7 protein-coding genes are annotated in these 10,820 nt (G+C 66.2%); 1 reads left to right on the forward strand and 6 read right to left on the reverse strand.

The window, feature by feature from the left end; translation table 11 throughout:
• Positions 1 to 17 precede the first annotated feature (17 nt).
• From rpoB to rplJ, 5 genes are all read right to left on the reverse strand, one after another.
• On the reverse strand, positions 18 to 3,530 hold the full coding sequence (gene rpoB, locus ACVWWN_RS35770; RefSeq protein WP_457148075.1) for a DNA-directed RNA polymerase subunit beta: 3,513 nt from the start codon (positions 3,528 to 3,530) through the stop codon (positions 18 to 20).
• Positions 3,531 to 4,133: 603 nt separating this feature from the next.
• A complete protein-coding gene (locus ACVWWN_RS35775; RefSeq protein ID WP_457148076.1) occupies positions 4,134 to 6,023 on the reverse strand; it encodes an alpha/beta hydrolase in 1,890 nt (629 codons plus the stop codon).
• A 138-nt stretch (positions 6,024 to 6,161) separates the two neighbouring features.
• Complete coding sequence (locus ACVWWN_RS35780) at positions 6,162 to 7,247, reverse strand: ABC transporter ATP-binding protein (RefSeq protein WP_457148077.1); 1,086 nt, start codon at positions 7,245 to 7,247, stop codon at positions 6,162 to 6,164.
• Positions 7,248 to 7,473: 226 nt separating this feature from the next.
• Positions 7,474 to 7,860, reverse strand: coding sequence for a 50S ribosomal protein L7/L12 (gene rplL, locus ACVWWN_RS35785; protein WP_457148078.1), 387 nt, complete (start codon positions 7,858 to 7,860; stop codon positions 7,474 to 7,476).
• Between the two features lie 71 nt (positions 7,861 to 7,931).
• Positions 7,932 to 8,462, reverse strand: a complete 531-nt coding sequence (rplJ, locus tag ACVWWN_RS35790; RefSeq protein WP_457148079.1) for a 50S ribosomal protein L10 — start codon at positions 8,460 to 8,462, stop codon at positions 7,932 to 7,934.
• Positions 8,463 to 8,828: 366 nt separating this feature from the next.
• On the opposite strand from rplJ, the gene ACVWWN_RS35795 reads away from it, so the two are divergent.
• The gene (locus tag ACVWWN_RS35795) at positions 8,829 to 9,875 is read left to right on the forward strand and encodes an alcohol dehydrogenase catalytic domain-containing protein (RefSeq protein WP_457148080.1); all 1,047 of its coding nucleotides are present in this window, start codon (positions 8,829 to 8,831) and stop codon (positions 9,873 to 9,875) included.
• 3 nt (positions 9,876 to 9,878) lie between these two features.
• Here ACVWWN_RS35795 and ACVWWN_RS35800 read toward each other — a convergent pair whose 3' ends face one another.
• The gene (locus tag ACVWWN_RS35800) at positions 9,879 to 10,811 is read right to left on the reverse strand and encodes an ROK family protein (protein WP_457148081.1); all 933 of its coding nucleotides are present in this window, start codon (positions 10,809 to 10,811) and stop codon (positions 9,879 to 9,881) included.
• Between the last annotated feature and the right edge of the window lie 9 nt (positions 10,812 to 10,820).

Genomic DNA, 10,820 nt, shown 5'->3' on the forward strand with positions numbered 1-10,820 from the left:
GGCGAGGTCGCCGAAGATCACGCAAGATCCTCCACGGAGGCGGATTCGTTGCGGGACAGGTTGATTCCGAGGTTGGCGGCAGCGCGCTCCAGGTCCTCGTCATCGCCGTCACGCATTTCGATCGCAGCTCCGTCACTGGAAAGCACCTCGACATTGAGACACAGCGACTGCAGTTCCTTGAGCAACACCTTGAACGACTCGGGGATGCCCGGCTCGGGGATGTTCTCGCCCTTGACGATCGCCTCGTACACCTTGACCCGGCCGACGGTGTCGTCGGACTTGATGGTCAACAGCTCCTGCAGCGTGTACGCCGCGCCGTAGGCCTGCATGGCCCAGCACTCCATCTCGCCGAACCGCTGGCCACCGAACTGCGCCTTACCGCCCAGCGGCTGCTGGGTGATCATCGAGTAAGGACCGGTGGAGCGGGCGTGGATCTTGTCGTCCACCAAGTGGTGCAGTTTGAGGATGTACATGTAGCCGACCGTCACCGGGTACGGGAACGGTTCGCCACTGCGGCCGTCGAACAGCATCGCCTTGCCGTCCGCGTTGACGAGAGTCTCGCCATCGCGGCTCGGAAGCGTCGAGGACAGCAGCCCCTGCAGCTCCTCCTCGCGAGCACCGTCGAACACGGGCGTCGACACGATCGAATCCGGCTGAGCCTCGAGCAGTTCCTTCGGCAGCCGCTCCGCCCACTCGGGCGAACCGTCGACCTTCCAGCCGCTCTTGGCCACCCACCCGAGGTGGGTCTCCAGGATCTGGCCGATGTTCATCCGTCGCGGCACACCGTGCGTGTTCAGGATGATGTCCACCGGAGTGCCGTCGGGCAGGAACGGCATGTCCTCGACGGCGAGGATCTTGCCGATGACGCCCTTGTTGCCATGGCGTCCGGCCAGCTTGTCGCCGTCGGAGATCTTGCGCTTCTGCGCCACGTAGACACGGACCAGCTCGTTGACGCCGGCGGGCAGCTCGTCGTCATCCTCGCGGGAGAACACGCGGATGCCGATGACCTTGCCGGACTCACCGTGGGGCACCTTCAGCGACGTGTCGCGGACTTCGCGCGCCTTCTCACCGAAGATCGCACGCAGCAGCCGCTCCTCCGGAGTCAGCTCGGTCTCGCCCTTCGGGGTGACCTTGCCGACCAGGATGTCGCCGTCGCGGACCTCGGCGCCGATGCGGACGATGCCGCGCTCGTCGAGATCGGCCAGCACCTCATCGGAGACGTTCGGGATGTCCCGGGTGATCTCCTCGGCGCCCAGCTTGGTGTCGCGGGCGTCAATCTCGTGCTCCTCGATGTGAATCGAGGTGAGCACATCCTCTTCGACCAGACGGTTGGAGAGGATGATCGCGTCCTCGTAGTTGTGGCCTTCCCACGGCATGATCGCCACCAGCAGGTTCTTGCCGAGCGCCATCTCACCGTTCTCGGTGCACGGACCGTCGGCGATGACCTGTCCGGCCTCCACCCGCTCACCGGAATCCACGATCGGGCGCTGGTTGGCGCACGTGCCGTGGTTGGAGCGGGCGAACTTGCGCATCCGGTAGGTGTGCCGGGTGCCGTCGTCGGCCATCACGGTGATGTAGTCGGCGGAGACCTCCTCGATCACGCCGGCCTTGTCGGCGACGACGACGTCGCCGGCGTCGATCGCGGCGCGCAACTCCATGCCGGTGCCGACCAGCGGGGCCTCGCTGCGCACCAGCGGAACCGCCTGGCGCTGCATGTTGGCACCCATCAGGGCGCGGTTGGCGTCGTCGTGCTCAAGGAACGGGATCATCGCCGTCGCGACCGACACCATCTGGCGCGGCGAGACGTCCATGTAGTCGACCTGATCGGACGACACGTACTCGACCTCGCCGCCCTTTCGGCGGACCAGGACGCGATCTTCGGCGAACTTGTCACCGCCATCGGCCACGACGGTCGGCGAGTTGGCCTGCGCCACGACGTGGCGGTCCTCCTCGTCGGCGGTCAGGTAGTCGATCTGGTCGGTGACCACACCCTCGACCACCTTGCGGTACGGCGTCTCGATGAAGCCGAACGGGTTCACCCGGGCGTACACCGACAGCGACCCGATCAGGCCGATGTTCGGGCCTTCCGGGGTCTCGATCGGGCACATCCGGCCGTAGTGGCTGGAGTGAACGTCGCGGACCTCGAGGCCGGCGCGCTCACGGGACAGACCACCGGGGCCCAGCGCCGACAGGCGGCGCTTGTGGGTCAGACCCGACAGCGGGTTGTTCTGGTCCATGAACTGGCTCAGCTGGCTGGTGCCGAAGAATTCCTTGATCGCCGCCACGACGGGACGGATGTTGATCAGGGTCTGCGGCGTGATCGCCTCGACGTCCTGAGTCGTCATCCGCTCGCGGACCACGCGCTCCATGCGGGACAGACCGACCCGGATCTGGTTCTGGATCAGCTCGCCGACGGTGCGCAGACGACGGTTGCCGAAGTGGTCGATGTCGTCGGTCTCCACCGGAACCTCGGTGCCGCCGGGGGCGGTCATCGTGGTCTGGCCCTCGTGCAGACGCACCAGGTACTCGATGGTGGCGACGACGTCCTCTTCGGTCAGCGTCGACGACGTGATCGGCTGGCCTGCGTTCAGGCCCAGCTTCTTGTTGACCTTGTAGCGGCCGACGCGGGCCAGGTCGTAGCGCTTCTCCTTGAAGAACAGGTTCTCCAGCAGGGTCTGCGCGGACTCCTTGGTGGGCGGCTCGCCCGGGCGAAGCTTCCGGTAGATGTCGAGCAGCGCCTCGTCGGTGCCCGCGGTGTTGTCCTTCTCCAGCGTGCCCATCATGATCTCGGAGAAGCCGAAGCGCTCGACGATCTGCTCGTTGGTCCAGCCCAGCGCCTTCAGGAGCACGGTGACGGGCTGACGACGCTTGCGATCGATGCGGACACCGACGGTGTCGCGCTTGTCGACGTCGAACTCCAGCCACGCACCGCGGCCGGGAATCACTTTGACACTGTGCAGCGTCTTCTCGGTGGACTTGTCGATGTTCTCGTCGAAGTACACACCGGGTGAGCGGACCAGCTGGGACACCACGACACGCTCGGTGCCGTTGATGATGAAGGTGCCCTTCTCGGTCATCATCGGGAAGTCACCCATGAAGACGGTCTGGCTCTTGATCTCACCGGTGTTGTTGTTGATGAACTCCGCGGTGACGAACAGCGGAGCCGCGTACGTCATGTCCTTGTCTTTGCACTCGTCGACGGGTGCCTTCACCTCGTCGAAGCGCGGATCCGAGAAGGACAGCGACATCGAGCCGGAGAAGTCCTCGATCGGTGAGAGTTCGGCGAGCACCTCTTCCAGGCCGCCGACGGGGTTGATCGCGTCGTTGCGGGCCGCCGCCTTCTCGCGCCAACTATCCGATCCGACCAGCCAGTCGAATGACTCGGTCTGGACGTCCAGAAGCCCCGGAACTTCGAGCGGCTCACGCAGCTTTGCGAAGGAGATTCGGTCGGGTGCTCCGGGAACGGAGTTGTTGTTGGTAGAGACTGACTTGATCTGGCCTGAGCCTGCCAAGATGCATCCTTCCAGCACCTCATGCGACCTTTCGAGAGCCGGCGAGGCCGGTTCCTTTGCGTCGCTATATCTGCGTCGGTTCGGCTGGCCTTCTCAAGCCCAAAGTGCCCGTACGCACGGCACGCGACTAGATCACTGAGCGGACTCAGGCTAGGACATCGGTGTCATGTGCGGGTGTGGGTGGGCAGGATGCAGCCAGCGCAACGTCCAACAGTACCGCAGGACGGCGTATTCCTCAACCACCGCATGCAAAAGTCACCGGGCGCTGGCTGGCGTCCTCAACCCGTGCACACATGCTGCCCAACAGATTGGCCCGTTTGCCTCCGTCCGTCAAGAGATAGGGCCGTGTTTGGTGTGGAGTTTTCCGTCGACCGCCGCATTTCTGAGCCCGAATGCCGCGCCGGGATCAACCGCGCAGTTCCCCGTGAACAACGGTGAGTATCCCGACGGATTCGACCAGGGCGTCGGTGACGAGGCTCCATCGGCCGGCTGCGTGCCGTGATACTCGCCGGTGTGGGCGTCGCCACAGCAGTCGTTGATCGAACCCACGACGAACTGCACGAACTGATTGTTCGACCCAACAGGCTTGTCCCCCAGCTGTTTTCGTCGTCTGCCACGCTGTCAGGCCGCCATCAACTCCTTACTCTCGACGGACTGGGGGGTCGACGACCCGAGCGTGAAGAAGAACTGTGAACCCACCAGGAACAACGACTGCAGCACCTGATCCAGCGGCGACAGCCCGCTCTCGGACGCCGGAAGTGCGACGGCGGTGGCGGGCCCCGCAATGGTGGGGATCGGAATCACCTCACCCGGATCACCGTCGACGCCTTCGTCGGTGCCTGCGAACATGTCGTTGATCCAGCCCACCGCGAGAATCTTGACCGCCTCGATGTTCTGTGGCTTCGAGAAGCCCGCGATCAAGTAGGCGCCGAATTGGATCAGCGGGTTGCCGCCCTGCATCGCGTCGATGTGCGAGCCGCCGACCAGCTCGACCCCGTTGAATTCGCCCTGACGCGCTTTGACCAGGGCGGCGCTGGTGGCGCCGAACATGTTCCATGCGTACGGGGGCGACGAGATCTGATAGATCGGAAGAGAGTCCGGGATGTTCTCGGAGACGGTGGAGGTGACGTCGCCGAGCGCCACCCCGTCGAGGAGGACGAGGCCGGCCAGGTCGTCGATCGTGCCGTCCTCGGCCATGTAGCCGGCCACCGCGAGCGCCAGACCACCGCCGGCCGAGTGGCCCGCGATCACCACCCGCTGCGGGAGGTCGACGCTGCGCCCGATCGCCGTGGAGGCGCTGTCGGTGAGCGCAGTTCGATCACCGTTGAAGAGGTCGGCGACCGCGCCTTGCAGCGGAGCACCCCCGATCCAGAAGCCGTCGATGGCGAAGAAGTTCGACGTCACCGAGGGCGCGACCACGACGCTGTGGGTTTCCTGGGCCAACGTCGCCGCGGTGTAGCTGTAGAACCGTCCGCTCGCCAGGAAGCCGTGCTGGAGGTAGATCAGCCTGGTCGGGTCCGGATCGGCCGGGAAGTACCAGTCCGCGGGCACCACCTTCCCCGGACCGAGCGTGAGCGTCGAACTGCGCACGGTGACCGTACTGCCCGGGGGTAGCACCGGCGGCCCTTCGAAGAGGCGCAAAGCCACGTTGTAGATGGTGAAGATCAGCGTGCCGATCACGTTGATCAGCGAAGGCGGCGGCGGCGCGACAGCCATGGCGGTGATCTCCGGAGCCGACTGCACGGCAGACATCGCGAAAGTTGCGCTACGGGCGCTGAACGTGGCGTGGTCCTCGTCTGCGCCTGGTGTGTCGACAACCGTGGCCAGTGGGTCCGCCACCGCGGGCGTGGACTCGTCGGGCGTCTTCTCCGGCGCGATGACCGGGTCCCTGTAGTCCCCGCCGTCTACGTCGTCCACGTCGTCTACGTCGTCTACGACGTCTACGACGGCGGCTTCTTCGGCGTTGTCACCGGAGTCGGTAGCGGCAGGCTTTTCGACCACCTCGGTCGTGATGGGCTTGGCGGTTCCGGAACCGGCTGACCCGTTGTCCTTGGCGTAGTGCTCGGCGGTCAGACCGGCAACCGGACCGTCGGAGTCGTCGCCCGAGGGCTTCGACTCCTGTACCGGCGGATCGTCCTTGACGATCGGCTCCGCGGTGATCGGCTCTGTGACGTCGGTGTCTTCGTCGGTCGCAACCGTGTCGGTTGGGTCCATGGCATCCGGCTTGTCGGCGTCCGGGTGCTTGACGTCTTTGGCGTCGTCGGCGGCGCCTGCGCCCTCGTCGGTTTTCGCTACCGGGCCATGGCGCTTCACCGACGACCCGTCACCGGCGAACCCGTTCTTCTCCGAATCCGGTTTGTCGTCAATGGATTTCGTCGACGCCGACGACGTCGCGCCACCGGCGCCCGACTCGGAACCGGTATCCGCGGCCGCGGCCCCGGTGGCGACGGCCGCCGTCATCCCTGCGGCGACCACGCCCGCGCCCAGCCACACCAAGAACCGGTTGACCATGCCGTCTCCTGTCCCAGACCGCGGCCACGGTAACCCGAGGCTGAAAGCGTCGGGGCCGTTTACAGAAATTGCCCGCGGTGTCAGGGCGTCGGGTCCACTGGTCGGCCACCGCCGCTGCTGGGTGGCGGTGCGGTGAGGCTAGCGCTCCTCGCTGACCGGGATGCGACCCGTCGGCGCCTCGTCCTCGGTGCGGCGACGGGTGGTGGTATCGCCGGTGTCACCGAACTCGTGGGCCGAATACTTGTGGGTGCCTTCGAGGTCGTCCCGGATCGCGGCCTGCGCGGCCGGGGGCAGCGTGTGCAGGATCTCGCGCACACGGGCCTGGCGGCGGCCCACGGCCTGCCGCTCCGGCATGCCGGGGGTGGCCAGGATCTGCGGCGGCACACCCTCGATCTCCTCGACACCGCCATCGTGGTGGCCGGCGTCGATCATGGCCTGCTCTTCGGCCATCGTCGACTCGTCCTTCTCCTCGGACATGCCGATCGGGCCGATGCGGCGGCCGTTGAGGAACTGCTTGACCACGGGCTCGTCACTGGTCAACAGCACCTCGCGGGGCCCGAACATGACCAGGTGCTTGCGGAACAGCATGCCCATGTTGTCGGGCACCGTGCGGGCGATATTGATGTTGTGCGTGACGATCAGGATGGTGCAGTCGATCTGGGCGTTGATGTCGATCAGCAGCTGGGACAGGTAGGCCGTACGAACCGGGTCCAGACCCGAGTCGGGCTCGTCGCAGAGGATGATCTGCGGGTCCAGCACCAGCGAGCGGGCCAGCCCGGCACGCTTGCGCATACCGCCGGAGATCTCACCGGGGAACTTGTTCTCGTCGCCGCCCAGGCCGACCAGGTCGAGCTTCTCCATGACGATGTTGCGGATCTCGCTTTCCTTCTTCTTGGTGTGCTCACGCAAGGGGAAAGCGGTGTTGTCGTAGAGACTCATCGAGCCGAACAGCGCGCCGTCCTGGAACATGACGCCGAACAGCGTGCGGATCTCGTAGAGCTCCTTGGCCGAACACTCGATGATGTTGGTGCCGTCGACGATGATCTTGCCGCGCTCGGGACGCAGGAGCCCGATCAGAGACTTCAGGAACACCGACTTGCCGGTACCGGAAGGGCCCAGAAGCACGCTGACCTCACCGGCCGGAACCTCCATGGTGACGTCTTCCCAGATTCGCTGGGGACCGAAGGACTTGGTGAGTCCCTCAACCTGAATTCCGATGCCCACGCGCGAATCCTTCCACCAATGAATGGCACGCCACATGGCTCCCGCCTGTGGCTTGAGTCACTGTAGCTTACGCATCATGCCCCTAACACCGATGTGAGCTCACATTATTACTGCTCACACGATGCGAGGCGGGGCCTCCACGGGTTTGCTGGATCGCCTGCGTAGAAACGACCAAGAGACGAAGAAGCCCCCGCGTATGCGGGGGCGTCTTGCGCGAATCGAGCTACTACTTGACGGTGACCGAAGCGCCGGCAGCCTCGAGCTTGCCCTTGGCCTCCTCGGCGGCGTCCTTGGAGACCTTCTCGAGCAGCGGCTTGGGGGCGCTGTCGACCAGATCCTTGGCCTCCTTCAGGCCCAGGCCGGAGACGATCTCGCGGACGACCTTGATGACACCGATCTTCTTCTCACCGGCACCCTCGAGGATGACGTCGAACTCCGACTGCTCCTCGGCGGCCTCGGCGGGAGCGGCCGCAGCGGCCGGGCCGGCTACGGCGACCGGCGCGGCGGCGGTGACCTCGAAGGTCTCCTCGAACTTCTTGACGAACTCCGACAGTTCCAGCAGCGTCAGTTCCTTGAACGCGTCGAGCAGGTCGTCGGTGGACAGCTTTGCCATGATGGGTCCTTCCTGAATTCTTCTTCTTGGCTAATCGTGCTGATGGTTTGGTGGGTGGTACTGCGCGACCGCTACGCGGCCTCTTCTTCGCCGGCCTTCTTCTCCTGCAGGGCAGCTGCCAGCCGGGCAACCTGCGACGCCGGAGCGTTGAACAGGGCGGCGGCCTTCGACAGATTGGCCTTCATCGCGCCGGCCAGCTTGGCCAGCAACACCTCGCGCGACTCCAGGTCGGCGATGCGCTCGACCTCGGCGACGCTGAGCGGACGGCCGTCCATGTAGCCGCCCTTGATGACCAGCGCCTTGTTGTCCTTGGCGAAGGTCTTGATCGCCTTGGCGGCGTCGACAGCCTCGCCCTTGACGAACGCGATCGCGGTGGGACCGACGAAAAGCTCGTCGAGACCCTCGATGCCCGCCTCCGCCGCGGCACGCTTGACCAGCGTGTTCTTGGCGACCGTATAGGTGGCGGAGTCACCGAGCGATCGGCGCAGGTCTTTGAGGTTGGCCACCGTCAGTCCGCGGTACTCGGTGACGAGCGTCGCCGTCGCGTCCTTGAACTGCTCGGCGATGTCGGCAACCGCGGTGGCCTTGTCAGCCTTGGCCATGCATGCCTCCTCGTGGTTGGTATTCGGGTGTCCCGCCACAGACCGAGGCCGACCGATCACAAGGCCCGGAAACGACGAACGCCCCGACGCAGACAGGTCGGGGCGTGACAATGAACCAGTAGCCTCGTCCTCCTGCGTGGGCCGCCCGGGTAATCCCGGACCTTCAACCGATTTCTCGGTGACCGACGGTCTTCGGTGGAACGGGCCAAGAATAGCCTGTCGCCCCCCGATCAGCCAAAACGCCGACCACCCCTGCCCGCGAGCGTGCGTGTCCGCGTCCGACACGCCGCGAAAACTGCCGAGTTCACGCACACTCGCGCGCCAGACGCATCGACAACAGCGGGTGAGAGAGGGTATGTGTCCTGCATGACCGCGACATCTGACCGTCCAGCCACCATGTACGCCAACGAACTGGACAAGCCCGCGCCGCTGAGCGAAAACCCGCTGGAGTGGCGTCAGGCCGCCATCCCCGAACCCGGTGACGGGCAGCTGCTGATCAAGGTCGCCGCCTGCGGTGTGTGCCGGTCCAACCTCCACATGATCGAGGGGGACTGGGTCGACGCCGGTACCCCGTCGATCAGCCCGATCGTTCCCGGTCACGAGGTCACCGGCCACGTCGCCGCCGTCGGAGCGGGGGTGTCCGACTTCGCGGCAGGCGATGCCGTCGGCGTCCAGCCGCTGTGGTGGACATGCGAGGAATGCGAGTTCTGCACCAGCGGCCGGGAACAACTGTGTCATCAGCGCAGGATCACCGGCGAGAACGTCGACGGCGGCTACGCGCAGTACATGTTGTCCAACGCCGCGCACACCTACCATGTGCCGGCCGGCCTCGACCTGGCCGACGCCGCGCCGCTGTTCTGCCCGGGCATCACCGCCTATGGCGCGGTGGACAAGCTCGACGTCGGCCCGGGCGACGCCGTGGCGATCTTCGGGCTGGGTGGGGTCGGCCACATGGCGCTGCAGTTCGCGGCTCTGACGGGCGCCGAGATCACCGCGGTGGGCCGAAGCGAAGACCATCTGCGCGTCGCACGCGAACTGGGCGCCGCCCACATCGTGAACTCCTCGGATCCATCGGCTCTCGACGCGCTAGCAGACACCATGGACGCGGTGATCACGTTCGCCCCGTCCGATGAGGTGACAACGCAGGCGCTGCGGACCCTCAAGTGGGGCGGCACGCTGGTCACCGGCGTACCGCTGACGGTCGACGGACTTCCGTTCGCCCTCGGTCAGGTGATCAAGACGTCACTTCTCGGCAACCGCGAACAGATGCGGATGGTGCTGGACCTGGCCGCAGCCGGGAAGGTGCGCACAGTGGTGGACCGTTTTCCCATGGACGAGGCGTCCAAGGCGCTCGGTCTGCTGTCGGAGGGCAAGCTGCGGTCACGCGCCGTGGTCGAGAACACGACGGCCTGACGGTCAGAAGGACGAACTGTCGCGCGCCAGGGCAGCGGCGCCGACCAGACCGGCGTCGCTCCCGAGCTCGGCGGGCAACACCCGCAGGTCGCGGATGAAATCCAGCCGCGCATGCCGCTCCAACCCATGGCGCAGCGGGTCGAAGAGCAGCTTCCCGGCCTTGGCCACGCCGCCGCCGATCACCACCGCGTCGAGATCGCAGACCGCGCCGACCGACGCGATCATGGCGGCGACCGCAATGCCCCCGCGATAGAAGGCGCGCAGCGCCACCGGATGTCCTGCGTAGGCAGCATCGGCCAGTTCCCTGGCATCGGCCTCGGCCGGGGCGTCCCATCCGTTGTCCCGTGCCCACTGCGCCATCCGGGGGCCGGCGGCGACAGTCTCGACGCAGCCGTGCCCGCCGCACGAGCACGGCCCGCCGTCCGGGTCGACCACGACATGGCCGACGTGGCCCGCGTTGCCGGTGCGGCCGTCGTAGGGGGCGCCGTCGAGCACCAGCCCGCCACCGACCCCGGTGGAGACCACCATCCCGAGCAGGAACTCGGCGCCACGCGCGGCACCGCGCCAGCGCTCACCCAGGGCCAGGCACAGCGCGTCCCCGCCGAGCCGCAGAGGTACACCCGCGAGCGTCGACACCCGCTCGACAATTGGAAAGCGTTGCCACGCAGTGATATTGATAGGACTGACTGTGCCACTCGGCAGATCGATAGGCCCGGCCGACGCGATACCCACCCTGCTCACTCGGCCACCCGCGGCCGCCAGCGCTTCGGTGACGAGCGTGTCGACAACCGCCCACACCGCTTCGGCATCACCGTCGGGAGTGGGCAGTTTGGCCTGCTGGACGATCTCACCGGCGTCGTCGACGAGGCCTGCGGCGACCTTGGTGCCGCCGATGTCGAGCGCCAGCGTGAGCTCGGAGGGGGAAGAAGGAGACATAGGAGACAT

The organism is Mycobacterium sp. URHB0021 (assembly GCF_054057895.1).

Bases quoted from the DNA above. Each gene is read 5' to 3' on its own strand.
- rplJ (WP_457148079.1), bottom strand. From the start codon at position 8,462: ATGGCCAAGGCTGACAAGGCCACCGCGGTTGCCGACATCGCCGAGCAG.
- ACVWWN_RS35775 (WP_457148076.1), bottom strand. From the start codon at position 6,023: ATGGTCAACCGGTTCTTGGTGTGGCTGGGCGCGGGCGTGGTCGCCGCA.
- rplL (WP_457148078.1), bottom strand. From the start codon at position 7,860: ATGGCAAAGCTGTCCACCGACGACCTGCTCGACGCGTTCAAGGAACTG.
- ACVWWN_RS35800 (WP_457148081.1), bottom strand. From the start codon at position 10,811: ATGTCTCCTTCTTCCCCCTCCGAGCTCACGCTGGCGCTCGACATCGGC.
- ACVWWN_RS35795 (WP_457148080.1), top strand. From the start codon at position 8,829: ATGACCGCGACATCTGACCGTCCAGCCACCATGTACGCCAACGAACTG.